The following is a 26,150-nucleotide window of genomic DNA, read 5'->3' as shown; positions in this document are numbered from 1 at the left end:
GACGGAACGCAAGATGCAGGGCATCATCTACATCCATGTGCCGAAATGCGGCGGGTCGAGCTTTGGCGCGGCGCTGCGGCTGCGGTATCTGACCAGCCAGGCCACGATCCGGCCCGGACCGCGCCCCGATCTGCCCCGGACCTTTGGCGCGCTGACCGGCGAGGACCGGATCGAGGCCGATTACGCCCAGCGCGACGCAGAGCTGGCCCGGCTGGTGGCGCGCGGCACTCGCTGCATCGCGGCCCATGTGCGCTACAACCCCGGCCTGCACGCCACCGCCGCGTGCGACCATGCGCACGTAACCCTGCTGCGAGACCCGGTGGAGCGTTTCGTCTCGCACTACCGCTACCTGCAGCGGCATCACCCTGATCCGGCCCGGGCGCCGACGCTGGAGGGCTTTCTCGACACGCCGGACGCACCACGCCTGGCCTCGCAATACCTTTTCTACTTCAGCGGCCGCTCTCAGAACCGGTGCTGCGACCTGCCCCGCGCCATCGAAACCGCCATCGCCTCGCTCGCTCGCTTCACCCTGGTGGGCGACCTGTCGGACCCCGCCGCCTTTGCCCGAGGGCTGCGCCGAATCGCCGGCCCGCTGCCCCGGCTCAGGCGCAACCGCGCGCCGAGCCCGACGGTGATACCCGACGCTCTGCGCCCGCGGATCACGCAGCTTTGCGCGCCGGACATCGCCATCTACCGCGCCGCGCTCGGGCTGGACCGCGCCGCGGCATGAGCTGGCTGTCGCCGCCTTCCCTGCTCGCGATTTGCTGGGGGTTGACCTTCGCCGTCGCCGGGCTTGCGCTCGCGCTGCCCGAAACCTTCGACCTGGTGCCGGTTTTCCTTTGGCGCGAGGGCCTGACCCCCGACGCCTTTTCCTGGCTGGGCGGGCTCTGGCTGATCACCGCGCTGGCGGCGCTGCTGACCGGGGATCTTGCCGCCCGCGTCGCCCTGCCGCCCGCACGCCCCGTCAGGCCTTCGCTGGACCTGTCCCGCGCCGCCCGTCTGACCGCCCGCGCCAACACGCTGTTCCTTGGCACCACGCTGGCCTGGGTGGCGCTGACCGCGGCGCGTTTCGGAGGGCTGGCGAATCTCGTGGTTCTGGCCGCGCAGGACACCCTCGGCGCGCGCGATCTGCTGCTGGACAACAAGCTCTTTACCGGCATGCGCCTGTTCTATGCCGCGCTGCCCGCCACCGGCTGCCTTGCCGCCGCCATCCTCGCCGCCGGCGGCCACGCGCTGCCCCGCCGCGCCCGCCGGCGCTGCACCATGGTTCTGCTGCTGAACAGCGTCGCCCTGTTCCTGCTGCCGGTCGTGATGAGCCAGCGGCTGCTCTTGCTGCAATTCGTGCTCTCGGCCTACCTCGTCACCTGCCTGATCCGCCGGCGCATCGTCGGGCTTCGCTGGCTGGCGTTGGGAACGATCGTGTTCCTGTCGGTCTGGACGCTGCGCGAAAGCCTCACCAACCCGCATTTCGACCGGCCGGCCTTCGAGATCGCGGCGCAGAAGCTGGCCTTCTACTTCGTCAACGACCTGTGGAATTCCTTCGCGCCGCTCGGGGCCGAGGTGCCGCTAACGCTTGGCGCACATTCGCTGCACGGGCTGATGGTGCTGACCTTTTCGGATGGCGTCTTTGCACCGATGCTGGCCAGCCGGGTTCAGGCCGCGCAGGCCCTGCGCGGCGGCGGAGAATTCTCCCTGCTGGCCGCGCCTTACGTGGATTTCGGCCTGTTGGGCGGCGTGCTTGTCCTGCTGATTGCGGGCTTCGTCCTGCGGCTCGTGTTTCACCGGGCGCAAGCAGGTCTGCCCTGGGCGGCGCTCTATGCCCAGATCGGCGTGGCGCTGCTGATCTCGTCGCATGGGCTCTACGTGACGCACCAGAACTGCCTGTTTTCGCTGCTGGTGATCGCCGTGATCAGCCGGATGGCGCGCAGCCGCCGTAGCGCGACCTCGCCCCGAAAGTCCGCGGTTCCGCTTTGTCACGAGTCGAAAGGAAGGCGCGCCCATGCCTAGGCTGGCCGGTCTGCAACTGCTGCGCGCTCTGGCGGCGTTGATGGTCCTGACCGGCCATGTCATTGCCGAGGCCGAGCACTACTTTACGGTCGATCTTGCAGGGGACCGCATCCCCTGGACCCGCGGCGTCGACATCTTCTTCGTCATCTCGGGCTTCATAATCACCCTGTCGGCTGCCCGGCACGCCGACCGACCCGGCGCATTTCTGTGGCGGCGCCTGCTGCGGGTGGCGCCGCTCTACTACCTGTTCACGACTTTGATGGTGGCCGTGCTGGTCCTTGCGCCCTCCGCCGCCAAGGAGACCGAGCTCGATCCGGTCCAGATTCTGAGTTCCTATCTGTTTCTGCCCTACGAACGTCACGATGGCCGCATCGCGCCGGTGCTGTCGCCGGGCTGGACCCTGAATTACGAGGTCTTCTTCTACGCGCTCGCCGCCCTCGCGCTGACACTGCCGCGGCCGTTCCGGGTGCTCGCGGCAGCGCTCGTCACTCTCAGCGCCCTGTCGCTGCTGCGTCCAGGCAATCCGGCCCTGGTATTCTGGACCAACCCGTTGATCCTGGAATTTCTTTTCGGCATCGCGCTGGCGCGCCTCTGGCAGCGCGGGTATCGCCGCCCCTCGGTCATGCTCGCGCTCGCTTCCGGCGCACTCGGCCTCGTTCTTCTGGCGGCGCTCGACAGCACGCCGCTACCGCGCTTCGTCGCCGCAGGTCTGCCCGCCGCGCTGCTCGTTGCTGCCGGCACCCTGTTCTGCCCACCGGGGCGTCTGCCGCTGCAGCGGATCGGCGATGCCAGCTATGCGCTATACCTTTCGCACCGCTTTGCCCTGCGGCTGCTGACCCTGATCCTGCTGCCGGCCCTCCCGCCCGGAGCGGCATGGATCTACGTCGCACTGGCTTGTACCGCCTCGATCGCCGTCGCCCTGATCACCCACATCGCCGTCGAAGCGCCGCTGATGCGCGCCTTCGATCGCCCGGCACGGCGGGGCCTACCGGCATGAGCACAACCTTCTGGTCAGCCGTATTGCAATGGTCGCGCCTCGGCGTGAATGCGGGCCTCTTCCTGGTCGCCGCACGCTATCTCTCGCTGGCCGAAATCGGCGCCTTCGCCACCGCGTTCGCGCCCGTGCGCCTGGTGCAGGGCACGCTCCGCGCAGGCCTCGGGGACATAGCCATCCTGCGGGCCGAGCCGCAGGACGCGCTCATCGCCCTGTCAGCGGCGGTTGGACTGATCGCCGGGCTTGCTCTTGCTGTGACGGGGCTGATGCTGCCGCCCTCCGTCGGCACCATGATGGCCGTGCTGTCTCCGATCCCGTTGATCCAGGGGCTGGCGCAACCGTCCGAGGCACATCTCCGCCGCACCCTGCGCCTGCGCGCGCTGGCCCTGCGCACGCTGGCCGCGCAAACCGCGGCTGCTGCCGTGGCCTTGCTGGCCCTCGCCCAAGGGGCCGGACCGTGGAGCCTTGCGGTATTTGCGCTGGCCAATACCGCCCTGACGGCGGCGCTGTCGCTCTGGCTGGCGCCGATCCGCCTGGGCACCTGTCCCAAGCGGGGCGAAATCCGCGCCCTCCTTCCCGACGCGTTGCGCCTGTCGCTGCGGGATCTGGCCGGAAATGCCACGTTGCCGCTTCTGCAACTCGCGGTCGGCGCCTGTCTCGGTCTGCCTGCCGCGGGGGCTTTCCAGATCGCTTCGCGGGTGCTGGGCCTGATCGATGCGCTCGCCATCGCGCCGCTGCGCTACGTGGCGCTTCCGCGTTTCACCGGCCTGCAGCCCCGCGCCCTGCGAGGCGCTCTGGCGCGAAACTTGCGCCAGAGCGCCGGGATTGCCTGCATCGTCTACCCGGCCGTTGCAGTCGCCGCGCCGGACCTCCTCGTTGTTGCGGTTGGATCCGAACATGCCGAAGCCGCCGCGCCGCTGATGCCGGCCTTTTGCCTTGCCGGTCTGCTCGCCGCACTTGCGATGCCGCTCAACCAGGCGCTCAGCGCCTCCGGCCACATCCGCCTGACGCTCAACCGCAACCTCGCTACCTTGGTTCTGACGCTGACCCTCGCCTTGCCCGGTCTGAGCCATTCGCTGACCGCAACCGTCTGGGCGCTGCCCGGCGCGTCTTCTCTGGTTCTGATCTGGTATCTGAAAACCGCCCACCGCCTGCTGCGACCCGACCCGAGAGAGCTTGCAGCGGAATGAAACGCGCCGTCCTGCTTACCGGCCATTTTCCGCAGCAGAAACGCCGGCCAAGCCTGCTATGGGTCTCGGACGCTCTGCAGGCGATGGGCTTGCACGTGACCTTCGTCACCGTGGGCTACAGCTGGCTGTCGCGTCTGACCGGGGACAGGCGGTTGGCGGCGCTGGATTCCCCGGCGGAAACCGGCACCCGCCATGTCGGCAAAAGCCTCACCACGGTTTTCGGCTATGCGCCGATCCACCCGGTGCGCAGCCCGCTCGACCCGCTGCTCGACCCGTTGCACGGCCTGTTCCCGGCCTATTGGGCGCCACGCCTGAAAGTGCCGCTGGCCGCGGCCGATCTGGTCCTGGTCGAAAGCGGCGCGCCGGTGATGCTGGCCCCGCTGGCCCGCCGCCTCGCACCACGGGCGCGGCTGATCTACCGGGTCAACGACGACATCCGCCTGCTCAACCCGCCCGGCGTCCTGCTCCGGGCCGAAGCGCGAAACGCCCGGGTCTTCGACCGCATCAGCACGCCCTCGCCGCACCTGGCCCAGCGATTCCGCCATCCGAACGTGACGCTCGACCCGATGGGCATTCCCCGCGCCGCGCTGTCGCAGTCCCGGCCCGATCCGTTCCCCGACCGGGCGGAGTTCCAGGCGGTCTGCGCCGGCACCACCCAGATCGACCTCGCCGCGCTGGCGCGGATTGCCGAGGCGCGGCCCAACTGGCGGCTCCACGTGCTGGGGCGGCTCAAGGCCAGCCCGCCCCACCGCCCCAACCTGATCTTTCACGGCGAACAGGGCTTCGAGACCACGCTGGCCCATGTCGCCCATGCCGATATCGGCCTCGCGCCCTATGTCGATCGGCCGGGCATCGAGTACCAGACCACGAACTCGAACCGGATCCTGCTCTACCGCCATTTCGGGTTGCCGATCCTCGGGCCGGACCGGTTGTGCCATCCGTCGGTGCCCGCGATCATCGGTTACGGCCAACGTGACGCCCTAGGCCGCTGCGAAACCTGGATCCGCCAGCCCGAGATCCTGCCGGACTGGTCGGACCTCGCCCGCAGCCTGGCTCAGAACGACGAGACCGTCCCGCCGGAACTCAGTCCGACATCCCCGCCCAGCGCCACGTGACCGCGCGTGAAGACCGAGCCGCCGTTTGCCTCGATGGCAAAGTTCTGCACGGCGCCGCCCGCCGCATCCGCCACCGTGTCCTGCAGCCACATCCGCGCCTGGTTCGAGCATTTGAACGCCACGCAGGTACCGTCGATGTCCCGCGCCGTCGCCTGGGTGCCGGCAAGCCAGCTCCGGGTCGTCTGGATGCAATGCACTTCGGTTCCGTTGCGCGACCAGCCATAGGCGCCGTTCAGGTCGATCAACCGCACGCCGTCATGCGTGGTCAGGCCGTTGCAGCTGCTGGCGGCAAAGGCGCCGTTGCCGAACCCGATGCAGCCCTGCATCACCACATGCATCCCCGCATGCCCGTCCTCGTGAAAGGACCAGCCGTCATCGGCCCCGCCCGAGCCGTCGCAGCCGAAGAACGCGACCAGCCCGTTGGTCCGCCTGATCTGCACCGCGTCGAGCGGGCTGTTGACGTTCGACGGCGCAGAATAGCGGAAACTGCAATTCACGCCCACCACGTTGCGATCCGCCACCGCGTCCAGATGCAGCGCCCCGGTGATGCCGCCTTCGCAATGGATGTCCTCAAGGTAAAGGTCACGGGCATGGGTCAGAAACCGCGCGCCGTGAAAACTGCGGATCACCGCGATGCCCCCGCTCCCCGGGGCGCGGCCGATGTTGACATGCAGGGTACCGCCATCGGCAAACCAGCAGTTGCCCGTCCCCTGACAGGCGGCCAGATCGGCGGCCTGCGCCAGTTCCACATAAAGCCCCTGCGCCGTTCTCTGATCGGTGCGAAACACCCGCCGCACCGAACCTATGCCCGCGGAATGGGTGGCCCCCGCATCGCTCCAGCTGACCGAGAACGGCCCCGTGCGATAGCGCACCGAACCGCCCCAGCCAAGGATCGCGACCGGTTGCGTGGGTTCCTCGTTGCCGTTGCGGCTGAAGGCGCTCTCCTCGTACTGGCCCGCCTTCACGATCACCCGGTAAGCTGCGCCGGTTGCGTTGCCGGCGACGAACGCCGCATGGATGCTGCGCTTGGCCTGGGTGAAATCGCCATCCGCCGCCCCCAGTCCCGAACGCGCATCGTCGCCCGAAACGCCGTCCACGTGGATCGCCGCGCCGGTCCAGATACCGGGATCGACCAGATCGCGCGGCGCGACCTGCGCCCGGTATTTTCCGCCCGCCTTCACGATCTCGAGCGGGAACCGGGCAAGGTCCCAGCCGATGCCCGCGGGCATCGGCACCAAGGCCGCAGCACCGCCCCCCGGCTTCAGGCCCAGAGACAGGCCAAGCATCAGACCAGCCCCTTGAGACCGGTTGCCGTCGTCCCGGTCGCCAGAACGCGAACCGGGCGCAGCGGGTAGATGACGCCGGGCGTCAGCCCCGGCAGGGTCAGGGTTGCGCCGTCCCGGAACTGCACCGCAACGTCGCCGCCGACCGTCACCATCAACGCGCGCGGCAGCGCAGGCAGATCGGTGCCGTCATCCGGCACGATGTCGAACCCGCCAACGGCCGGGCCGGTCAGGTTGGGGGCAAAGCTGCGATACGCATCAGCGATGGGCATGGTCGATTCTCCGGTCAATTTTCGACCGAAGGATCAGACAGACGGGTTTCCAAATTCGGAACGGGGCGCACGCACGCGTTGCGGCCGCGGACAGCCGTATTTCCTCAGCGCGGCAGCAGCAGGATCCGCGTCGCCCTCTCGGGCCTGCGACGCGCCGACAATCGGTCGCGCGCGGTGTCGAACTTGACCAGCGCCACCGTCAGCCGCTGCAGCGCGCGGTCTCGCCGTTCATACAGGCGGCGGATCGGCGAGCCGGGATTGCCGATGCTCCAATAGGACCGGCGGCGCGCCTCGGGCACCAGTTCGGCGGCCCGCTGCACCTCGGCGCGGAACGCCGCGTCGGCTTCGTCATAGGCCAGCCGCGCACGGACGATCACCGAGCGGCGGATACGAAGATCGGGGTGCATCAGTACCTCCTGTTCCGGACATGCGCGAATCCGTGATCTTGTCCCCGTCAGGCTAACGCCACCGCCCGCCGCCGGTCAAATCACGCCGGTCATCGATCAGCCGGCACGGGCGCAAGGCATCGCGTCGCGCAGGAACCGGCCGGGCACGGCCCCTTCGGGCATGGGGTCGTCATGCCTTCCCTCCGCTCGCCCGCGGTATCGCGAAATGCGGGACGCGGCGCCGGGTCGCGCGGCTCGATTCTCGAGACCGACCGCATCAAGTTTGAATCGAAAATCAGCATCTGATCCTCTCTTTGAAATTGGATATGTTCGGTTGACGCAAAAACCAGCCGCTCAGGTCCGGTCCCCGTCAGGCCCCGTTCTGCAGGATCTGCCGCGACGCCCGGCGCCGCTCGATGCCGGCCATCAGCTCGGAATAGGCGTCCTGCGGCATCGCCGCGCGCATCGCGGCCAGCAGCCCATCGCGGTCGGCAGGCGGCAACGCGCCCAGGATGGCATCCATGAACAGCACCATCTCGGCCGGTGGAATCGACGCCACGATGCACCCTTCCATCTCCTGCAACTCGGCATCCGTGAACACCGCCTGCAAGTCGCGAAGCAGGTCGTGTTCTTCATGGTCCATGTGAATCAGGTCGTCCGCGACGAACCTGGCGAAGCGCCGATAAAGCGCCGCAACCGGTTCGCCCCGCCGCCCGGCGGGCGCGGCAACCAGGCGCTCGACCAGTCGGCGCAACTCCTGGAAACTCCCTAGATGGTCGTCGTGGTCCTCCTCCGCATCAGCGGCGGCGCCGGGGCGTCGCGCTTGCAGTGCGGCGTGGATCACCGCGTTCTCATGCGCAAGATGCGCTGCGCACATCGCAAGGTGGTCCGTCAGATCCGCTGCAAGGGCCGCGACCGCCGGATCGCTTTCGACGTCAATGGCGCCGATCGCCGTCAGGCATCGCATGTGCGCCGCGCGGATCCCCTTGTGGACAGGCGCGTAAGGATCGTGCCGGGTAGGATTGTTCATGTGTGTCTCCATCGAGTGTCTGCCGGTGTCTCCCGGCAGAGGCAAGATGGACCGCTTGAAATTGATGATCATTACAGAATAATGCAATTCCATATCCCGAATTTCAGGATAATTACGATGGACCGATTGCGTGCGATGCAGCTGTTTCAGCGGGTGGCCGAGATCGGCAGCTTCTCCCGGGCCGGTCAGGAGCTCGGCATTTCCAGCAGCGTCGCGAGCAACGCGATCAAGGATCTCGAGGCGCATCTGGGCGTGCAGCTGCTGCGCCGCACCACCCGCAGCGTCAAGGTGACCGGCGAAGGAAACCGCTACCTCGAACGGATCCGGGTGATCCTGTCGGAGATCGACGACATCGAGGAAGAGGTCAAGGATGCCGGCCGCAAGGTCGCCGGCCTCATGCGGCTGCAAACGCCGGTGGGGTTCGCGCATCAGATCGTCGCCCCGCGGCTGCCCGCGCTGCTCGGCGAATACCCGGGCCTCAGCATCGAACTGCTGGCGCGCAACGGCCTGCCCGATTTCGTCGGCGAGTCACTGGATGCGGCCGTGTTCATCGGCGAAATCCCCGAACGGGATCTCGTGGCCCGCGTGATGGGCCGCAGCCCGTTCGTGACCTGCGCCGCGCCCGACTATCTCGCCCGGCACGGCACTCCGGCGACGCCACAGGACCTCGCGTCGCATCACACCATCGGCATCCGGTCCTCTGAAACCGGCGCGTCACTGGACTGGCGTTTCTCAAGGGGCGGAGAGGTGTCGCGAATGCCGATGCAATGCCGCGCCACCTTCGAAGCCAGCGAGCCCGCCGTGGAAATGGCCGCCTCCGGGGGCGGGATCCTGCAGATGATCAACTACCTTGTTGCGCCGGAAATCCTGTCCGGCCGGCTGGTCCCGATCCTGAACGACTGGCTTTATCCCGGCGCCGAGATCGCTTTCATCCATCCACGCCACACGCGCAGACCGCGCCGGCTCCGCGTGCTGGAGAGTTTTGTCGTCACTTGTTTCCGCGAGGCGGCGCAGACGCCGTGACCGGGAACCGTTCCGGCCACTCGCGTCATTCGTCCTTCGGTTTCGGCTTGGGCAACAGGTCGATGGGCAACGGGAAAACCACCGTCGACGTGCCATCCGTCGCGATGTCGCTGAGCGCATTGAAATAGCGCAGTTGCATGGCATTGGGCTGCGTCGCCAGCAGCTTGCCCGCCTCGACCAGCTTGGACGCCGCCTGGAACTCGCCCTGCGCGTTGATGACCCGGGCGCGGCGCAGCCGTTCGGCCTCGGCCTGCTTGGCGATTGCGCGGACCATGCTCTCGTCGATATCCACGTGTTTGATCTCGACATTCGCCACCTTGATACCCCAGGCATCGGTCTGCCGGTCCAGTATTTCCTGAATATCCGCGTTCAGCTTGTCCCGCTCGGCCAGCATCTCGTCCAACTCGTGCTTGCCCAGGACCGAGCGCAGGGTGGTCTGCGCCAGCTGGCTGACCGCGGCGCGGAAATCGGCCACGTTGATGATGGCGCGCTGCGGATCCACGATGCGGAAATAGATCACCGCGTTGACCTTGACCGAGACGTTGTCCCGGCTGATCACGTCCTGGCTCGGCACGTCTTCGACGAACATCCGCAGATCCGTGCGCACAAGCTGTTGCACCACCGGGATGATCAGAACGAACCCCGGCCCCGACACGCGCGTGAACCGCCCCAGCGTGAACAGAACGCCGCGCTCGTATTCCCGGAAGATGTAGATCGCCGCCTGCAGGAACAGGATCAGCAGCGCCAGCACCACAAGATAGGCAATCCAGTCGAATATGAAGACATCCATCGTCATCCTCCTCCGGTTGGCTCCGGACCATCCCGAACATCGGCCTCGACAATCAGCGTGAGACCGTCGATCCCCCGGACCCGCACGTTTCCACCCGGCTGCAGGCCCGGCGGACCCTGCGCCTGCCAGCGTTCGCCCTCGACCCAGACGAAGCCGGCACCGCCGGACCAATCGAGCACCCTGGCCTCGGCCCCGAGCATCCGCGCCGACCCCGAAACCGGCTGCCGCCGGTAGGTGCGGATCGTGTAGCCCAGCAGCACCGCCAGCACCGAGGCGCTGAGCAGCGCCATGGTCGCGATCAGCCACCACGAGATGCGGTAGGCCGGAACATCGGTGTCCACCAGCATCGCCGCGCCGATCGAAAAGGCGACGATCCCGCCCACGCCCAGCACCCCGAAACTGGGCGAAAAGGCCTCGGCCACCATGAAGGCGACCCCTAGCCCCAGCAGCGCCAGCCCGGCATAGTTCAGCGGCAACTGGTTCAGGGCATAAAGCCCCAGCGTCAGGCAGATCGCGCCGACAACGCCGGGCACCACCGCACCCGGGTTCCAGAACTCGAAGATCAGCCCGTAAATGCCCATCATCATCAGAACCAGGGCCACGTTCGGGTTCGAGAGCACACTGAGGATTCGCGTCACCACGTCCATCTCGACCAATTCGACAGGAAGCCCCTTGGTGGCAAGCCGCTCGGTGGTCTCTCCCATCACCACGCTGCGCCCGTCCACGTCGCGCATCAGGGCATCGAGATCCGCGGCGATCAGGTCGATGACGTCCAGTTCCAGCGCCTGCACCGCCGACAGGCTCTTGGCCTGCCGCACCGCGCTTTCGGCCCAGTCGGCGTTGCGGCCGTGGATCTCGGCCAGGCTGCGGATCAGCGCCACCGCGTCATTGGTCGCCTTGGCGGTCATCGCATCCTTCGGCGCCAGCGGATCGGCGGGCGTTTCCTCGGCGGCTTCCTCCCCGTCTTTTTCGGGGTCCTTGGGCGGCTGGCCGGGGAATCCCTCGGGCAAACCGCCGATCGCGACCGGAGTGGCCGCACCCAGATTCGTTCCCGGCGCCATCGCCGCGACATGGCTGGCATAAAGGATATAGGTTCCCGCGCTGGCGGCATGGGCGCCGGGCGGCGCGACATAGGTGATCACCGGGACCGGCGACACCAGGATCTCCGAGATGATCTCGCGCATCGCATCCGCCAGACCGCCCGGCGTGTTGAGCTTCAGAACCACGGCTTCGGTGGGTTGGTCCTTGGAATACCGCAGCACGCGTTCGACATGATGCACGGTTGCAGGCCCAATCGGACCCTCGAGTACCGTAAGCAGCACCCGCTTTCCGCTTCCTTCCGTCCTGTCAACCTGGCCGTCCAACCGGTCCGCGGACAAGAAACACAAGCTGACGAGACAGAGGAGTTGCAACCCCAGTTTCGCAATCTGCATGTTTTCTTCCCTGATGAACAACTTAGCACGCCAGGCCTGTTCCTCAAATCGCGGCGCACCGCGCTAGTCGGATCACACGGACCGCGTTGCCTGGTTTGACGGAGGCGACTCCGCTCGGGAGAACCTGACCGCCCCACACACCGGCAGAGCGGGAACACGGTCACGAAAAAGGAAGTTTGGCATTTCGCGTCACCAGAAAACCGGCCTGACGCCAGAATATTCCGATGTATCGCTGGTGCGGGTGAAGGGACTTGAACCCCCACGCCTTGCGGCGCCAGAACCTAAATCTGGTGCGTCTACCAATTCCGCCACACCCGCACTGCGAGGGCACGGCCCTGCATGGCGCGCTCAATATCAAAGCTTTCCGTGGAGTGCGAGGGGGAATCTCGGCTGGCCGGGGAATGCTGCAACCGGTTGCCGGCCAGTTCTAAGTGCGGCGGGCTTGCCGGCAACCGCCCGAATCCGCCCCGACCTGAATATGACGGCTTTGCGACTATGGAAGATCGAATTGCCCGGGAATTTCCATTTTCCCGGCGCGCGGCCAATATTTCAATTAGGTCGGATATGGAAACAATCTGTTGCAATCAATTTCGAATATTTACTCCCGCGAACGTTGATCGCCGATTGCGCATCGACGCCAGCCCTCGAAGGCGGCCGTCAGATCGGCACGGCTGCGCCGGTACGAATACACGCCTTCAGGCGGTCAAGACGGCACTCCGGCGAAACGCCCGGAAACCGGAGCGGGGGCTGACGATACCGCATCAAAACATTATTTTATAATGACAAAACTGCAAAGCACCCCAAGGCACACCATCCCAACCATCCCGCGCCCGGCGCCAGGCGCACCTCCTCCCGACAGCCCGTCAGACCCCTTGCGGCGCGCGGCGAGACAAGGATGGAGATCCGCCCATCAACATCCATAGGTTGCATTCAAAGAACAGACTGCCAATCACATTTCCGCCGCATTCCAGACGCCAAAATATCCGATTCGGGTCAAAATAACACCGCCTTGAGGGGGGCTTCTTATCACAAGGAGTTAATGAGTCTTTTCTCGCCGGATCAGCGAAGTTGCCAGTTTTCACTCACACTCCCAAACAAGGGGCTCCTGCCGTGAACGACCAACTCATAGACGCCGAACGAGAGCACGAAACGATTCTTCTCGCCCGCGAGAGCTTCATCGGAGAGTTGAAGACCCTCAACCGGCAATACCCCAGCACCGGCTTCGGCCTGTCGCTGCGCACCCATTCCGGTGAACACTATCTGCTGGCCAATTCGCGGATGCCGCTGCCGACCGACAAGTCGCAGGGTTTCCCTACCGGTCGCCGCGTCGCCTGCCTGGAAAACGGCGAGCGGTTCAGCTCGATCGAGGTTCTGGCCGACGCCCGCACCTACGACACTCTCAACCCTCAGACCGAAGCGGCGATCCTGTGCGACGTGCTCGATCTGATCGCCAAGATCGAAACCCCGTCCTGCCAGCCGGCAAGATTGGCGGGCGCCCGGGTCGATCGCACCCAAATCGCTACAGGAACCGGAGGCTGAATAAATGGCGCGCAATGACCATCTGCTGTCGGTCGGGAACGAGGCGCTTGCGCCGATGACCACCGCCATGTCTGCGTTGACCTCGCAGATCGACCAACTGACCGAGGTGGCCGATGCGCGCTCTTCCGCGCGGCTTGCAACGCTCAAGACCCGGATGGAGAATTTCGTCGCCAGCGTCACTTTCGTCGGCCAGGTCAAGGCCGGGAAATCCTCGGTCGTGAACATCATGGCCGGGCGTCCGGGCCTGCTGCCCTCGGACGTGAACCCGTGGACCTCCGTCGTGACCACGCTCAACATCAACGCGAAACCGCCGGGCGGCGTGAAATCGCGCTTCACCTTTTTCGAGCAGGAAGAATGGGACAACCTGATGGTCGGGGGCGGCCGGCTCGGCGAACTGGCCAACCGCGCCGGGGCCGATGACGAGATGGAGGACATCCGCCGCCAGATCGCCGACATGAAGGCCAAGTCCGAGGAAAGGCTGGGCAAGCACTTCGACCTGATCCTGGGCCAAAGCCACCAATACGACTATTTCGACGAGGAACTGGTCCAGCGTTACGTCTGCCTTGGCGACGAGGACGATCCCGACATCAATCCCAAGACCGGCCGCTTTGCCGACGTGACCAAGGCCGCCGAGCTCTACATGGACATTCCGCAATACCCGATCGCGATGAAGCTCTGCGACACGCCCGGGGTCAACGACACCTTCATGGTGCGCGAGCAGATCACCCTGCGCAGCCTGCGCGGCTCCGAGGTCTGCGTGGTGGTCCTGGCCGCCAGCCAGGCCCTGACCACGATGGACATGGCACTGATGCGGATCATCGCCCAGTTCGAGAACCGCCAGATCATCCTGTTCGTGAACCGCATCGACGAGCTCGAGGACCCGAACACCCAGGTCCCCGAAATCCGCGACCGAATCACCGAAACCCTCAAGCAGAACAACATCGCGACCGACACCAGCATCGTCTTCGGCAGCGCCATCTGGGCCGAGGCGGCCCTGACCGGCAATCCGGACATCCTGACCGACGAATCGCGCAAGGTGCTGAACAAGTTCTACCTTGCCGCCGGATTCGGCTCGGAAAGCGCGTCGCTGGACAAGATCTGGGCCCTGTCCGGTTTCCCGGACCTGCTGCTGGCGATCAACGAGCGGATCGCCGAAGGCGCCGGTTCGCGCATGGTCGAACGCATCCGCCACCGGGCGCGCAACGTCGCCAGCCAGATCCGCGCCACCAGCGTGGCGAAGAACCTGTCCGGCTCCGACAGCATCCTGCGCGATCTCGACGGCGTGTCCCCGGAAGAGGCGATTTCGACCATCCTCTCCGGCTACGAGAAAAAGGCGTCGGACCTGACCGCTTCGCTGCGGAAAAAAGTCACAGAACGCCTGGCCGGAGCCGAGGCCAACTTTGTCAAGCGCGCGACGGATTCGCTGATCGCGCATCTCGAGGAGAACGGAGAACAGGGCACCTGGCAATATGACCCGGCGGGCCTGCGGACGCTGCAGAAGGCGGCGTATTTCAGTTTTGCCCGCAACATGCGCAAGGACGTGAGCGCGCTCTACGCAGCAGCGGCCGCCGATATCGAGGCGGTCTACCACCAGCTGCTCGGCAACCATCTTGGCGAATTCAGCATCGAAGCGCCGATCGTGCCGCGCGTGCCGCCGCCGCTCGGCATCGGGCGCACCATCGCGCTTGACCTGCAAAGCACCTGGTGGCGGCGATGGTGGCAGCGGCGCAAGGGCTTCGAGGCCTATGCCGCCGACTACACGCGCCTGATCGCCTCCGAGGCCAACTCGATCACCAAGGATCTCGAAGAGAACCAGGTGGCCGCGGTTCTCGAGAACGTGCGGGCGACGCTGACCGAATTCATGCGCGAGCAGAAGGAAACCCTGCTGAACATCTCGCAATCCGCCGGTCAGGGCTCGGGGCAGAGCGCGGCGCTGGCGGCCACAAAACAATCCGAAAAGTCCCGGGAAGAAATCCTCGGCGACATCCTCAAAGATCTAAGCACCGAAGCAGCGTAAGAAGAACCAATGGCAAAAGAACACAACATCCGCTTCGTCTCTCCTCGGCAATGGGAACGTATCGAGCAGTGGTCCCGCCGCAAACCCGTGTTTGCCCTGATGGGAGAATTCAGCGCCGGCAAATCGACGCTGATGAACTTCCTGCTGAGGAAACACGCCCTGCCGACCCAGGTCACGGCGACGCAACTGCCGCCGGTCTGGTTCACCTGGGGGGACCAGCCGGCCTATGTGCAGCGCCATGACGGCAGCCGGCAGCCGATCGAAATCTCTGATCTGAACGTGGTCGGCGTCAACGACGCGCAGTTCATCCGCATCTACCTCGAGGCCGACATTCTCGAAGCGGTCGACCTGATCGACACGCCCGGCATCTCGGACCCGAACATCTCGTCGAATGTGTGGCAGCGCGCGGTCGGCCAGGCCAACGGAGTTCTGTGGTGTACCCACGCGACGCAGGCGTGGCGGGAAACCGAACGCGCCATGTGGGTCTCCCTGCCGGACCGCCTGCACCAGAACTCGCTGCTGCTGGTCACCCGCGCCGACGCGCTCAGCGTGAAGGACCGGCAAAAGGTTCTGCGGCGCGTCAACCGCGAAACCGGGCCGCTGTTCAACCGGTCGATCCTGTTTTCGGCGCGCGACGCGATCACCGCCCGCGACAAGACCGGCGATGCCGACCTCTGGGTGCGCAGCGGTGGCGGCAAGATGATCGACAGCTTCCTCGAGATCACCGAAAGCATCATGGACAGGCGGGCGGACCAGTTGGCCCGCTACCAGGTGGACCGCAGCCTTTCGACCCCGCAGGCCGCCGCTGCATCCGAGAACCTGGAGGCCACCTTCGCGCAAACTGCGGACGAGGAAATGGCCGAACGCGCGGCCGCGCCGCTCAAGCTGATGAACCCGCTCTTGGGGGACGAGGCCGCCCCGCCAGAGCCGGGATCCGTCGCCAGCTTTCCGGTACGCCCCTCGCGGGTTTCCCGGCGCGACGAGGATGAAACCGAGCGCGCGGCCCGCGCCCGGATCGACGCGGACGAGGCCGAAAAACTGCGCGCAAGCATCGTCCCCGAACCGATCGTGGCCGACAATGCCGGCGTGACCGAGGACAGCCTGCGCGCCTTCTTCCGCGACTCCGCGAATGATCCGCTCGACCTGGCCGAATTGTCCGTAGCCCCCACTCACGGAACGGACGAGGACCTCGAACTGGCCGAAGACGATGCGGATCCGTACGACGACGAGCTGGAGGGCGCCGAGGACGGCGCCGACGCGGACACGCTCTCGTCGATCACGTCGGTCATGGCGGACACCCCGCCCGAGGCCGGGGTCGAGGAAGAACCGCAGCCGCAGGCCGGGGCCGAGATCCTTTCGATTTCGAGCCTGATCCGAAACGCCGCTCCGGAATCCCCGGAGGGCCAGAGGACCGCGCTGGACGAAGCCCTGGACGTGCCGGACGGGGCGCTCCTGAGTGCCGCGACGATGTGGACCGCGATCCTCGAGTCCGAGGAACTGCCGGAAACGCCGGATCAGCTTCTGGACGTGTTCCGCGTGTTTCTCGAGGAATTCGACCAGATCGCCGCCGAGCATCACGCCCGCCAGTCCGAAGACGCCCCGCGGAACCTGCCGCACGCGGACAGGCCGAAAGGGGCCGAATGGCATGTGCTGTGACCGGACAACAAAAGACGGCGGCGGACCGAATGGCCGTTCCGCCCCGAGTCCGGCCATGTTAACGATCGGATGCGGCGCGCCTGTGGCCCGCCGCGTTCGGAAACGACCAGACCGGAAAGCCGCGCCTTCGCATGTCCATTGAAACCGCTTTGAAATCCGCGATGGAAACGATCCCCGACTGCTTCGCGGCCGGGTATATCGACATGGGAACCGGCATGTTGCTGAGCGTTCAAGGCGAAGACCCGGACAGCGCCGAGGCGCTGGAAAACCTCGCGGTCGCGGTGAGCAACCTGTTTCAGGGCAAGGGCGTGCGGGCCTTCGAGGACATGCTGCGCGACGCCGGTGTCCAGGATCCGGACGCGCCGGGCTTCGGCGAGATCGCGGTGTTTTCCGGCGGACGCCTGCACGTGTTCCTGCGCACCGCGAAGTATCCGGACCATGTCATCTGCTACATCTGCCGGGACAGCGCGAATGTCGGGCTTGCCCTGACAAAATCACATTTGAGCCTCGGGCCGGTCGCAGCGGCGGTCTAGAGGGGGTTGAGGGGTAAAGGGATGGTGGAAACGGACATTCTCGACATGCTTGCCGAGATCAGCCAGTCGGCAACGGCGCGGCTGTCGCCGGTCGTGACGCTGCCGGGCGAGTCCGCCGAAATCCGCCGTCGCGGCATCCTGCGCGCGATCCGCGGCACCGTTCTGCCCCGCAGGCTGGAATTCACCGCCGGCAACGGCGACGTCCTCGCGCTCGAGGTCGGCAGTTCCCGGGTGACGGACGTGTTCGAGGCCAGCGTGGGCGCCTTGCCCGACTTCGAGACCGAAGCGCGCGAAGACATCATCGTGAAACTTGCCGAACTCGTGTCCGCGATCAGCGCCGCTCCGGCGCCGCTGCAGCTGGTTTCGCAGCACCCCGACGCCAGCCCCGACGCCGACGACGTCGGCATCACGCTGGGCGAGATCGAAAGGGCCTGCGCGGCCCTTCCCCTGCCCGCGGAACCGCACGTGGCCGTGGTCGCCGACAATGCCGAACCCGAAGCCGCCGAAGAGCCAGCGTCCGACACGCTGGCGCGGGCGTTCTTCGACGGCGCCGACCGCTTTGCGACCGGCCGGGTTCTGATCGACGCCAGGACATTGGACCGGGTCGAGGCCGACGGCCTCTGCGCCCAGGGACAGCCGCTTTGCCCCGACGCCGGCGTGCTGGCGCAATTCGCCCGCGACCTTGCCGGTTGGGATGCCGACAGCGCCGCGACCCTGTCGCAGCCTCAGCTGATCGTGCTGCGCCCGTCCGGCGGCAAGGCCACCGCCCTGGCCGTCCTGCGCGACGGCGACCTCACCGCCGCCGCGGTGCACGAGGCCCGTAAGCTGGGGGCCGTCGTCAACCTGTGGAAGTCACTTGCAGGGGAAGGACAATGAGCCTCTCCCCGATCGTTAAAATTTGTTCTTCAAGAGTAACCCGTAGATACCAGTGAAAAAGGTAGTGACATGAGTGAGACCAGTCGCCGGGAGTTGATCCGGATAGCCGAGGAGATGAACCAGACGGCCAACAGTGAAACCCGTCAGTTCATATCGCGCATCATCAGGGACCTGTCCGACCTGAAGCCGGGCATCGCCTTCGTCGGTCAAATCAAGGCCGGAAAATCACGCCTGATCAACGGCTTTACCGGCCAGGCGGAATACCTTCCCTCGGACGTCAACCCGTGGACGACCGTCATCACCGACATGCATTTCGGCCACCCCTCCGGGCGCACCAACGGGGCCGAGTTCCATTTCTTCGACAACCGCCAGTGGCAGGCGCTGATCGCCGAGGGTGAAGAGCTGCGCAACATGTTCCCGGATGACGAGGATAGCTACAAGCGCGAGATGATCGAGGAGCAGGTCGAGGCGATGAAGACCCGCGCCCGCCTGCGTCTGGGCGACCAGTACGAGGACCTGCTGGGCCAGACCCACGATTTCGACGCCGTGACCTCGGACGATCTCGCCCGCTATGTCTGCGCCGGAGACGACCCCGACGAAACCGACGAGCACGACCCCGGATCGGATCGCGGGCTCTACAGCGACATCACCCGCAAGGCCGAGGTCTATTTCGACCTCGGTCATTTCCCGTTCCCGCTGACCGTGACCGACACGCCCGGCGTCAACGACCCGCTGCTGATCCGCGAGGAGATCTCGCGCCAATACCTGAAAGAGGCGGATTTCTTCGTCGTCGTCCTGTCGGCGCACCAGGCGCTGTCGCAGGCGGATCTGAAACTGTTCCGCCTGATGCAGGCGCTGGAGCTTGGCCAGATCGTCGTGTTCATCAACCGCGTGGACGAGCTGGGCGGCGGACCCGAGGACGCGGCCAAGGTGCGCGCGGGCGTCGAAGCGGGGCTGGAAAAGGCGCTGGGCAAGTCGGATATCGACGTTCTGATGGGCAGCGCGCAATGGGCGCATTACGCGCTGACCGGCGACGATGCCGGCGTCAATCACAACCAGGTCCTCGCCTGGCTGCAGGCGCATCCGGCGCAGATGCGGCAATATCTGGACGGCGTGCAAGAGCTGAAACAGGGCGCCGGCCCGGTCAGCCGCGAAGCGGTTCTGCGACTGGCCGCCATGACCGCCTCGGGCCTTCCGGATCTGCGCGCCCACGTGACCCAGGCCCTTGCCGCCGGGCCGCGCGGGGAACAGTTGCAGATGGCCTGGCAGCACCTGAACAGCTTTGCCCAGGGCGAGCTCGAGCGCAGCGAGGCGCGGCTGCGCGCCCTCAAGACCCAATCCGGCGACACCGTCGCCGCGCGCGACGGCAACAACCAGACGCTTGCCAATCTGCGCAACCTGGTGGCCACGAAATCCGCCGAACTGACCAACAGCATGGACGACATCTTCGCCAACCTGCGCGGCGTGATGGACGACACCGTCACCGAATCCGTAAGCGCGGTCGTGCGCGGACCCGACGGCAATTCGCCCCTGCTCGCCAAGAGCGGCGCGACCGAGCTGAACTTCACCGGCCTGCGCGAAAGGATGCGCGAACTGGTCCAGAACGCCACTCAGGTCGTGCGCCAGCGGATGCTCAGCGAGTTTTACGCCATCGACATGCAGAGCAACGCGATGCTGCGCACCATTCCCGGCTGGAAGGACACTTCGGACAACCGGATGAACACCAGCGCCGTGCGCTGGTTCCGGCCCGACACCACGGCCCTGACCCGCGGCATCACCGTCGAACTGCGCGTCTCGTGGCTGTCCCGCCTGATCTCGCGCAAAAGCGTGGTGACCCGCGCCGAAAGGATGATCATCCAGGAATTCGAGATGATCGGCGACGACCTGGTGGACACCGCGCGCACCGACCTGCTGGAACGGATGGAGACGGTTCTCGACCACCATGTCGCCCTGCTGGCGGGGCATCTCGAGAACCGGCCGGAACAAGGCCAGACCTGCGCCCGGACCGAAGCGCAATCCGCCTTCGACCAGGCCCGCAGGATCGTTGAGGAAATCGGTTCCGCACTCGGGCCCATGCCCGCGGAACACAGACAGACGGAGGCGGCGGAGTGATCGAATTCCCCCGGACGGATCAGGAAGTGCGGCAACTGGAACGGTTTCTGTCCGCAACCGAAAAGGCGCCAGCAACGGACGAACTCGATTCGCTGCGCGAACGGGCCGCGGCACATGCCGAGCGCCTGTCGAGCGCCGTATCGATCGGCTTCGCCGGTGAATTCGGGGCGGGGAAATCGAGCCTGGCGAACATGCTCGCGGGCGCCGACATCCTGCCGACCGGGCCTCAGCACCTGGCCTTGCCGCTGGTCATCGTGGCCTATGCGGAGGAACCAGAGACCACGGTGGGGTGGTGGGACCAGCGGACCCGGACCTATGCCGGGATCGCCCTTGAAAAGGCCGCCGCCGACAAGCCCGATTTCATCTCGGTCGGATTGAACACGCCGGCGCTGCGCGAAATTTCGCTGTTCGACCTGCCCGGTTCCGGCGCCCTGGACGATTCGTACAAGCAGACCCTCGATCTGCTGAAGTTCGTCGATTGCGCCATCTGGTGCACCAACGGCACCAGCGCCTGGCGCGAAACCGAGCGCCGCCTGTGGTCGCAAGTGCCCGAAGAGCTGCGCGCCAACAGCGTGCTGGCGGTCACCCATACCGACCTGCCCCCGGTGCGGGACGCGCTGGACCGGGTTCTGGGGCGCCTGGAAAAGGAAAAGGCCGGCATGTTCCGCTCGATCGTTCCGATCGGCACCCCCGTCGCCGTCCGGGCCATGTCGCAGGAACCCGAGCCCGATTTCGCCCTGTGGGAAACCTGCGGCGGCCAGCGCCTGGCCGAAGAGGTCCTGCAGGCCGCGTCGAACCGCCGCCAGAAGGACATCGACGCCGCCCGCGCGGATCTGGACGCCCTGTTCCTGCCCGCATTGGCAAAACTCGAAGAAGCGGACTTGCCGGTCAAACTGGCGGATCCGGCTCCGGCGAAACCCGGAAACGCCCTCAAGGACAGCCTGTCCGCGGCCCTGCCGCCCCTGTCGAACCCGATCCTCGAGGACTGGCTCGAGGCGATCACCGGCATCTACGAGGATCTGCGTCAATCCTCGGACATCGCCCCGGCGGATTTTCTGCGCAGCTGCCAGGAAATCGTCGAGGACTTTGCCGAACGCCTGAATGACGGCTCCGAAATCGACCCCGAAGCGGACTGGATTCCGGTCGAGTTCGAAAAGGCGACCGACCTGCTGCTGCTGCTGCAATTCGAAAGCGGCAAGGCGCCGCTCAGGGACGCCGTCAGCATCCTTGCGCAGCTCAGCGACAACCTCGCCTGGGCGGGCACGACCGTCGCCGGTCCCCAGACGAAGACGGGAACCTGAAACTTCCCGTTAAGATTGAGCTGGGCGACGTTGATTCGAGGCTGCAAGAATCGCCGTTTCATTGTTTCGAAATCGCCCACCAATCTCCGCATCAACGCGCCTGCCCCCCATTTTTTTACACAAAGAAGTCAATATTTAGGGCGTCATCAGCACAATCGCACCATATATTGCGTCGCCAATATGGTGATCCTTACTGACGCCATGAGGCGGCCCAATTTACGACGCATTTGAACAGTCTAACCGAGTCTCGGAAGCACTGCGGTTGAGTTTGGTTGTGAGTTCCGGGCCATTTGCCCCGTTATCCTGACCGCGGAAAAGATCACTATGGGCAGAAAGCGATGAGCCACAACCAAGCGGTCGGACAAACGCACGACGCACACCAGATCGAAGGGCTGCGACCGGGGGCAAAGCTCCTGCGGGGTCAGTATGAAATCCTCCGCTATCTCAGCAATGGCGGCTTCGGCATCACCTATCTGGCGCGCGACAGCCTGGACCGCGACGTGGTCATCAAGGAATGCTATCCGGGCGCGCTGTGCTGCCGCGACGGCGACACGGTCCAGGCGATAGACCCGGCCCATCAGGACGACCTGCGCGCGATCATCGACCTGTTCATCCAGGAAGCCCGCAACCATGCGCGCCTGGTGCATCCCAACATCGTGGACGTGCACCAGGTCTTCGAGGACAACCAGACCGCCTATATCGCGATGGACCTGATCCGCGGCTGCGACCTGCTGGATTACGTGCAGGACCCGATGAAAAAGACGTCGCCGGACTTCATCGTCCAGGTGACGGAAAAGATGCTTTCGGCGGTGTCCTTCATCCACGAAAGCGGGATGCTGCATCGCGACATATCGCCGGACAACATCCTGATCGACGAAAACGGCGAACCGATCCTGATCGATTTCGGCGCGGCGCGCGAACAGGCGGCGAACAAGAACGCCGCCCTGCTGACGCTGCGGGTGATCAAGGACGGCTATTCGCCTCACGAATTCTACGTCCGCGGTTCGGAACAGGGGCCCAGCAGCGATCTCTACGTCCTGGCCGCCACGCTCTATCACGCCATCAGCGGCGAGCGCCCGGTCGATGGCCAGTCGCGCCTGACCGCCTTCAACAACAGCCAGCCCGATCCCTACGAACCTCTCGCTGGCCGCTTCAAGGGCTATCCCAAGGGGTTCCTCGAGGCGATCGACAAGGCCATGGAGGTGCACGCCACCGACCGGCTGCAAACGGCGCTGGACTGGCTGCGCATGTTCCGCGGCCCCGGCGTGGTGTTCGAGACCTTCGGCTACCGCCCCGTTTCAGTGATCGTCGGGGTGGACCGCGAGGTGCCGGAGGAACTGAGCGAAACGGAAAAGCAGCGTATTCGCGCCGAGACCGAAAACGCCGAGGCCGTGGTGACGGCGCTGCTGGCGGGCAATCCCGACATCGCCACCAAGGCCGAGGCGAAGACCGCGCTGGGCCGCACGGAATTCACCGCGAAACAGGAAGCGCCGGTCGCCGTGGACAAGGTGGTCCAGAGCAGTTCGCGCGGCAGCGGCAAGGTCTTTGCCGGTCTCGCCGCCGTGGCGGTCGCCTTTGCGGCCGGCGGCATCTTCGCCCTGTCCGGCGGCGACGCGGAAAAATCCCCCGACCTGGTCGCGGCAACCGATCCGCTGGCGGCGCCGGTCGCCCTGGATATCGCGACGGCCCCGGTCGAGCCGGTTGTCGCGGAGACCCCCGAACCAGCCGTCGCGGAACCCCCCGCGCCAGCCGTCGCAGAATCCGAACCGGATCCGGTCGTGACCGAGCCGGAACCGGCACCAACCCTCGGTGAGGCAGAACCACAGGCAGAAACCCAGACAGCAGCCGTCGCAGAAACGGAAACCGGGCAGGAAACCGTCGAGCAGACCTCCACCGCGCCCAAGGCCGTCGAAGAGCCGGCCACCGAGGAAACCGCCGCACAGGCGACCGAAGCGGCACCGGCAACGTCCGAGCCCGTCATCCTGCGCGAGAAACAGGTGGCCTTCGCCCATTGGGACGTGGACGTGCCGTTCTCGACCACCATCCGCCGCATGTCCACGGCCAACGTCGTGGCCATCACCGCCGTCGACCAGACCCGCGACATGTCGGTGACCGGCGACTGGATCGAGCGCGGCGCGCTCATCTACACGCTGAACGGCGAACCGATCCAGGACGGCGCCACCTTCGCGACCCAGGTTCTCAGCAACCTCGAGGTGGATCCCGACGGGTTCATCCGCGTGGTCGCCCGCTACCGCCCGATGGGCGAGACGCGGGTCGTCAACGGCCTGATGGCGCTGCCGGCGGTTCGCGTCTTCGGGCTGGCGAACGGCTTCGACTTCACCGCCCGCAGCGATGGCGACGGCGGCTGGAACACCCAGGTCACGCGGGTCGGGGCCAAGGCGGCGGGCTCGCTCAGACAGGGCGACGTGCTGGTCAGCGAAAGCGTGACGGGACAACCGATCGACGGCACGGACAGCCTCGACAAGATCCTGGAAACCCTTGTCGCCGACGGCCAGCCCGAGGCCCGGCTGACCGTCAGGCGCAATGGCTCCGCAGTCGAAGCGACGATGCGGCTGGCCGAGGAGTGAACAGACCGGTGTGAACGAAAGCCGCCAGCGTGTTGTTGCTGCGGGTCGCGCCAAAGGCGCCACCCGGACGGGGAGCCGGCCCCGGCGCGGAGAGTAAAGGTTCGTTGGGTATCCCGTAACAGGTTCGTATCCGTGTGTGCGACAAGGCTCGGCGGACAGGTAGCAGTCCCACGCGACGCAAGTTTCGTGGCCAGAAATCGGAAGGTATCGACACCATGTTCAAATACAAAAGCCCTCTCAGCCGGCTTCTCGAAGGTGCCGGGAAATCCAGGGAAACCGCGGACGCAACCTCCGCCGCGCCCGAGGCCGACAAGCCCGAGCCGATCGCCGATTTCAACGCGCTGCGGCAGGCCCTGTCCGGCGGAAACACCTCGCAGGACGCCTATGACGATACCGACGAGCTGATCCCCGAGGACAGCATGCCCGAATTCGCCGAGGACGAGGCCGACGAACTTGAGGGCGAAGAGATTTCGGAAACGTCCGAGACGGAAGAGCCCGAGGCGGAAGAACCCGAAACGGCCGAAACGGACGAGGCCGAGGAAGACGACGACGCGGCCGACCAGGTGGTGACGCTGCGGGTCGCGCAGGCGCTGGAGCAGCCCGAACCGCCGAAGCCCGCCGCCGAAACGGCACCCCCTGCCGAGGCGGAAGCCCCGGCGCAACCGGACGCCGCGGCTGAGACAGCGCCGGAGCCTTCGGCGCCCGCCGCCGCGGCGCCCGTCCCGCAACCGATCCCGGCCCCGGCCGAGGACCGCCGCAGCCGCGTCAAGACCACCTTCCTTGGCTTCGAGCGGCCCGACACCCATGTGCAGGACCTGATGGAGAACGCCCCGGCGGCGAAACCGGCGGTGGCGCAGGCGACCTATCCCGTCGGCTGGCTGGTCATCACCGCCGGGCCCGGCCGCGGGACCAGCATCGTGCTGTCCGAAGGGCTGATGCAGATCGGGCGCAACGACGATCAGGCCATCCAGATCGACTTCGGCGATACCGGCATCTCCCGCAGCAGCCATGCGGTGATCGCCTATGACCCCGAGGACCGCAAATGCTACCTGGGCCACGGCGGCAAGGCCAACCTCGTGCGCCTGAACGGCGGGCCGGTGCTCAGCACGGTGCCGCTGTCCAATGGCGACATGATCCGCATCAGCGAAACCACCATGCGCTTCGTCGCGTTCTGCGACGAATCCTTCGACTGGCGGGACGCCTGATCGATGCTGGCGTCTCCGGCATATGACATCGCCCTGCTTGCGGACAAGGGGCGTCGCGACACGCAGGAAGACGCGATCGCGGCGCGCGTGTTCGACGCCGCCAAGGCGGGCTATGTGGTGATCGCCGACGGTATGGGCGGGCACGAGGCCGGGGAAATCGCATCGGGGCTGGTGATCGCGAACTGGCAAGCGGTGCTCGACGATCTGCTCGAGGACGGGGCCGGATCCGGAGCCGCAATGCTCGATGCCCTGCCGCTGGCGGCCATGCAGGCAAACGCCGCCGTGGCGGGGCATGCGCAAGCGCAGCCCCAAGGCTTCAACATGGGCTCCACCCTGCTCGGCGTCCTGATGCTTGGGCCGCGCCTGTTCTGGATCTCGATCGGCGACAGCCCGCTCTACCTGTTCCGCGAGGGCCGGCTGACGCAGATCAACGAGGACCATTCGATGGCGCCCGTGATCGACGCCCAGGCCCGCGACGGGCAGATCTCGGCCGAAGAGGCGCGGACCCATCCGAACCGCAATCAACTGACCTCGGTCATCATGGGGGGGGCCATTCCCAAGGTGGACTGCCCCGAGGCGCCGCTGGACCTCAGACGCGGGGACATCGTGATCGCGGCCAGCGACGGCCTGCAATATCTCGGTGACGCCGACATCCGGACCATTCTGCAAGCACAGGGGGAAAACCTCGCTCAGGATATAGCCGACGCATTGCTCAGGGAGCTCAACAGGGTAGGCGATCCCGATCAGGACAACGTCTCGATCGCGGTGATCAAGCCAGCAAACATCTAGTCCAACACGAA

22 protein-coding genes and 1 tRNA gene are annotated in these 26,150 nt (G+C 66.1%); 16 read left to right on the top strand and 7 right to left on the bottom strand.

The features are described from left to right. Positions 1 to 13: 13 nt before the first annotated feature. Genes FGK63_RS16300 through FGK63_RS16280 form a run of 5 tightly spaced genes read left to right on the top strand, consistent with a single transcriptional unit; the run spans position 14 to position 5,306 of the window. Positions 14 to 730: a sulfotransferase family 2 domain-containing protein gene (locus FGK63_RS16300; protein WP_171052679.1), complete on the top strand. Its 717-nt coding sequence runs from the start codon at positions 14 to 16 to the stop codon at positions 728 to 730. Next, complete coding sequence (locus FGK63_RS16295) at positions 727 to 2,007, top strand: hypothetical protein (RefSeq protein WP_138844192.1); 1,281 nt, start codon at positions 727 to 729, stop codon at positions 2,005 to 2,007. Before FGK63_RS16300 ends, FGK63_RS16295 begins: the two co-directional genes overlap by 4 nt. Next, entirely contained in the window at positions 2,000 to 3,004 is a 1,005-nt protein-coding gene (locus FGK63_RS16290) for an acyltransferase family protein (RefSeq protein WP_138844190.1), read from the top strand. The genes FGK63_RS16295 and FGK63_RS16290 overlap by 8 nt, the downstream gene beginning before the upstream one ends. Continuing rightward, positions 3,001 to 4,191, top strand: coding sequence for an oligosaccharide flippase family protein (locus FGK63_RS16285; RefSeq protein WP_171052678.1), 1,191 nt, complete (start codon positions 3,001 to 3,003; stop codon positions 4,189 to 4,191). The genes FGK63_RS16290 and FGK63_RS16285 overlap by 4 nt, the downstream gene beginning before the upstream one ends. After that, positions 4,188 to 5,306 (top strand): GumK N-terminal domain-containing glycosyltransferase, encoded by a 1,119-nt coding sequence (locus tag FGK63_RS16280; RefSeq protein WP_138844186.1) that lies wholly within the window; start codon positions 4,188 to 4,190, stop codon positions 5,304 to 5,306. Before FGK63_RS16285 ends, FGK63_RS16280 begins: the two co-directional genes overlap by 4 nt. Here the strand turns inward: FGK63_RS16280 and FGK63_RS16275 are convergent. The 4 genes from FGK63_RS16275 to FGK63_RS20815 all read right to left on the bottom strand — a co-directional run bounded on the left by FGK63_RS16275 (position 5,246) and on the right by FGK63_RS20815 (position 8,277). Beyond that, positions 5,246 to 6,592 (bottom strand): hypothetical protein, encoded by a 1,347-nt coding sequence (locus FGK63_RS16275; RefSeq protein ID WP_138844184.1) that lies wholly within the window; start codon positions 6,590 to 6,592, stop codon positions 5,246 to 5,248. The genes FGK63_RS16280 and FGK63_RS16275 overlap by 61 nt on opposite strands. Then, positions 6,592 to 6,861, bottom strand: coding sequence for a spike base protein, RCAP_Rcc01079 family (locus tag FGK63_RS16270; RefSeq protein WP_138844182.1), 270 nt, complete (start codon positions 6,859 to 6,861; stop codon positions 6,592 to 6,594). The genes FGK63_RS16275 and FGK63_RS16270 overlap by 1 nt, the downstream gene beginning before the upstream one ends. 104 nt (positions 6,862 to 6,965) lie before the next feature. Then, positions 6,966 to 7,268: a hypothetical protein gene (locus tag FGK63_RS16265; RefSeq protein ID WP_138844180.1), complete on the bottom strand. Its 303-nt coding sequence runs from the start codon at positions 7,266 to 7,268 to the stop codon at positions 6,966 to 6,968. 349 nt (positions 7,269 to 7,617) lie between these two features. Further along, on the bottom strand, positions 7,618 to 8,277 hold the full coding sequence (locus FGK63_RS20815) for a hemerythrin domain-containing protein (protein WP_171052677.1): 660 nt from the start codon (positions 8,275 to 8,277) through the stop codon (positions 7,618 to 7,620). 117 nt (positions 8,278 to 8,394) lie between these two features. On the opposite strand from FGK63_RS20815, the gene FGK63_RS16255 reads away from it, so the two are divergent. Beyond that, positions 8,395 to 9,300, top strand: a complete 906-nt coding sequence (locus tag FGK63_RS16255) for a LysR family transcriptional regulator (protein ID WP_171052676.1) — start codon at positions 8,395 to 8,397, stop codon at positions 9,298 to 9,300. A 25-nt stretch (positions 9,301 to 9,325) separates the two neighbouring features. On the opposite strand, the gene FGK63_RS16250 is transcribed toward FGK63_RS16255, so the two are convergent. The 3 genes from FGK63_RS16250 to FGK63_RS16240 form a co-directional block, all read right to left on the bottom strand. Further along, the gene (locus tag FGK63_RS16250) at positions 9,326 to 10,090 is read right to left on the bottom strand and encodes a slipin family protein (RefSeq protein WP_138844175.1); all 765 of its coding nucleotides are present in this window, start codon (positions 10,088 to 10,090) and stop codon (positions 9,326 to 9,328) included. 2 nt (positions 10,091 to 10,092) lie between these two features. Then, complete coding sequence (locus FGK63_RS16245; protein WP_218961149.1) at positions 10,093 to 11,412, bottom strand: NfeD family protein; 1,320 nt, start codon at positions 11,410 to 11,412, stop codon at positions 10,093 to 10,095. Between the two features lie 344 nt (positions 11,413 to 11,756). Continuing rightward, positions 11,757 to 11,841 (bottom strand) — tRNA-Leu (locus FGK63_RS16240). A gap of 792 nt (positions 11,842 to 12,633) precedes the next feature. Between FGK63_RS16240 and FGK63_RS16235 the strand changes: the two genes are divergently transcribed. The 10 genes from FGK63_RS16235 (at position 12,634) to FGK63_RS16190 (ending at position 26,139) form a co-directional block, all read left to right on the top strand. Further along, on the top strand, positions 12,634 to 13,062 hold the full coding sequence (locus FGK63_RS16235) for a hypothetical protein (RefSeq protein ID WP_246044059.1): 429 nt from the start codon (positions 12,634 to 12,636) through the stop codon (positions 13,060 to 13,062). Positions 13,063 to 13,066: 4 nt separating this feature from the next. Further along, the gene (locus FGK63_RS16230) at positions 13,067 to 15,079 is read left to right on the top strand and encodes a dynamin family protein (protein ID WP_138844171.1); all 2,013 of its coding nucleotides are present in this window, start codon (positions 13,067 to 13,069) and stop codon (positions 15,077 to 15,079) included. 9 nt (positions 15,080 to 15,088) lie between these two features. After that, the gene (locus FGK63_RS16225; protein ID WP_138844169.1) at positions 15,089 to 16,735 is read left to right on the top strand and encodes a dynamin family protein; all 1,647 of its coding nucleotides are present in this window, start codon (positions 15,089 to 15,091) and stop codon (positions 16,733 to 16,735) included. Positions 16,736 to 16,866: 131 nt separating this feature from the next. Next, positions 16,867 to 17,268 carry a hypothetical protein gene (locus FGK63_RS16220; protein WP_138844167.1) on the top strand — a complete coding sequence of 134 codons (402 nt, stop codon included), beginning with the start codon at positions 16,867 to 16,869 and terminating at the stop codon, positions 17,266 to 17,268. Between the two features lie 21 nt (positions 17,269 to 17,289). Beyond that, positions 17,290 to 18,144 carry a hypothetical protein gene (locus tag FGK63_RS16215; protein ID WP_138844165.1) on the top strand — a complete coding sequence of 285 codons (855 nt, stop codon included), beginning with the start codon at positions 17,290 to 17,292 and terminating at the stop codon, positions 18,142 to 18,144. Positions 18,145 to 18,213: 69 nt separating this feature from the next. Further along, positions 18,214 to 20,256 carry a dynamin family protein gene (locus FGK63_RS16210; protein WP_138844163.1) on the top strand — a complete coding sequence of 681 codons (2,043 nt, stop codon included), beginning with the start codon at positions 18,214 to 18,216 and terminating at the stop codon, positions 20,254 to 20,256. Beyond that, on the top strand, positions 20,253 to 21,557 hold the full coding sequence (locus FGK63_RS16205; RefSeq protein ID WP_138844161.1) for a dynamin family protein: 1,305 nt from the start codon (positions 20,253 to 20,255) through the stop codon (positions 21,555 to 21,557). The genes FGK63_RS16210 and FGK63_RS16205 overlap by 4 nt, the downstream gene beginning before the upstream one ends. 338 nt (positions 21,558 to 21,895) lie before the next feature. Continuing rightward, entirely contained in the window at positions 21,896 to 24,145 is a 2,250-nt protein-coding gene (locus tag FGK63_RS16200; protein WP_138844159.1) for a serine/threonine-protein kinase, read from the top strand. 215 nt (positions 24,146 to 24,360) lie between these two features. Next, on the top strand, positions 24,361 to 25,350 hold the full coding sequence (locus FGK63_RS16195) for an FHA domain-containing protein (RefSeq protein WP_138844157.1): 990 nt from the start codon (positions 24,361 to 24,363) through the stop codon (positions 25,348 to 25,350). Between the two features lie 3 nt (positions 25,351 to 25,353). Beyond that, positions 25,354 to 26,139, top strand: coding sequence for a PP2C family protein-serine/threonine phosphatase (locus FGK63_RS16190; RefSeq protein ID WP_138844155.1), 786 nt, complete (start codon positions 25,354 to 25,356; stop codon positions 26,137 to 26,139). The last annotated feature ends 11 nt before the right edge of the window (positions 26,140 to 26,150 follow it).

Source organism: Ruegeria sediminis (assembly GCF_005938215.1).
GTDB lineage: Bacteria > Pseudomonadota > Alphaproteobacteria > Rhodobacterales > Rhodobacteraceae > Ruegeria > Ruegeria sediminis.
This window is presented reverse-complemented; position numbering and strand designations above follow the sequence as displayed.

Coding starts and splice junctions, on each gene's coding strand:
- FGK63_RS16290 (WP_138844190.1), top strand. CDS start 2,000: ATGCCTAGGCTGGCCGGTCTGCAACTGCTGCGCGCTCTGGCGGCGTTG.
- FGK63_RS16220 (WP_138844167.1), top strand. CDS start 16,867: ATGTCCATTGAAACCGCTTTGAAATCCGCGATGGAAACGATCCCCGAC.
- FGK63_RS16295 (WP_138844192.1), top strand. CDS start 727: ATGAGCTGGCTGTCGCCGCCTTCCCTGCTCGCGATTTGCTGGGGGTTG.
- FGK63_RS16280 (WP_138844186.1), top strand. CDS start 4,188: ATGAAACGCGCCGTCCTGCTTACCGGCCATTTTCCGCAGCAGAAACGC.
- FGK63_RS16195 (WP_138844157.1), top strand. CDS start 24,361: ATGTTCAAATACAAAAGCCCTCTCAGCCGGCTTCTCGAAGGTGCCGGG.
- FGK63_RS16225 (WP_138844169.1), top strand. CDS start 15,089: ATGGCAAAAGAACACAACATCCGCTTCGTCTCTCCTCGGCAATGGGAA.
- FGK63_RS16250 (WP_138844175.1), bottom strand. CDS start 10,090: ATGGATGTCTTCATATTCGACTGGATTGCCTATCTTGTGGTGCTGGCG.
- FGK63_RS16255 (WP_171052676.1), top strand. CDS start 8,395: ATGGACCGATTGCGTGCGATGCAGCTGTTTCAGCGGGTGGCCGAGATC.
- FGK63_RS16230 (WP_138844171.1), top strand. CDS start 13,067: ATGGCGCGCAATGACCATCTGCTGTCGGTCGGGAACGAGGCGCTTGCG.
- FGK63_RS16210 (WP_138844163.1), top strand. CDS start 18,214: ATGAGTGAGACCAGTCGCCGGGAGTTGATCCGGATAGCCGAGGAGATG.
- FGK63_RS16285 (WP_171052678.1), top strand. CDS start 3,001: ATGAGCACAACCTTCTGGTCAGCCGTATTGCAATGGTCGCGCCTCGGC.
- FGK63_RS16300 (WP_171052679.1), top strand. CDS start 14: ATGCAGGGCATCATCTACATCCATGTGCCGAAATGCGGCGGGTCGAGC.
- FGK63_RS16200 (WP_138844159.1), top strand. CDS start 21,896: ATGAGCCACAACCAAGCGGTCGGACAAACGCACGACGCACACCAGATC.
- FGK63_RS16190 (WP_138844155.1), top strand. CDS start 25,354: ATGCTGGCGTCTCCGGCATATGACATCGCCCTGCTTGCGGACAAGGGG.
- FGK63_RS16215 (WP_138844165.1), top strand. CDS start 17,290: ATGGTGGAAACGGACATTCTCGACATGCTTGCCGAGATCAGCCAGTCG.
- FGK63_RS16265 (WP_138844180.1), bottom strand. CDS start 7,268: ATGCACCCCGATCTTCGTATCCGCCGCTCGGTGATCGTCCGTGCGCGG.
- FGK63_RS20815 (WP_171052677.1), bottom strand. CDS start 8,277: ATGAACAATCCTACCCGGCACGATCCTTACGCGCCTGTCCACAAGGGG.
- FGK63_RS16275 (WP_138844184.1), bottom strand. CDS start 6,592: ATGCTTGGCCTGTCTCTGGGCCTGAAGCCGGGGGGCGGTGCTGCGGCC.
- FGK63_RS16270 (WP_138844182.1), bottom strand. CDS start 6,861: ATGCCCATCGCTGATGCGTATCGCAGCTTTGCCCCCAACCTGACCGGC.